Source organism: Vibrio sp. S234-5, from assembly GCF_000960595.1.
GTDB lineage: Bacteria > Pseudomonadota > Gammaproteobacteria > Enterobacterales > Vibrionaceae > Vibrio.
Map to the genome: position 1 here is coordinate 1 of NZ_JZAM01000067.1, position 378 is coordinate 378.

General features: G+C 43.9%; 1 protein-coding gene. It reads right to left on the minus strand.

The features are described from left to right. Window positions 1-378 (minus strand): DUF2753 family protein (locus tag UF06_RS02795; RefSeq protein ID WP_139046250.1); only part of this gene is annotated, 378 nt, incomplete at both ends.

Genomic DNA, 378 nt, shown 5'->3' on the forward strand with positions numbered 1-378 from the left:
GTCCGAAGTATAAGTTCGGTTGATTCTAAATTTGGCGATAATTTCGCATGGGGTTGCGGTATGGATTTTCTCAACCAACGGCGAAATTTTTGGGTTGGGATGACGTTTAAGGAAATCAAACAGCGCTTTTTTCCACCAGCCGATGGAATCAATAAAGTTCTCGCATTGATGCTGTGGGCACTGCGGGATCAAGGTCAGCACTTTTTCTGAAGCGAGCTGCAAGTACTTGAGTTCATACTCGGTGTCACCAGACCAACGCCAAAATTGCGCTAGATTATGACAAGAGATAACCGAAATTAAGATCTTATCATCGGCTTCAATCTCACCGCTAATGGCTATCTCATCACTGAGTGCCAAAGCTTGTTGGTAGTGCAAAAT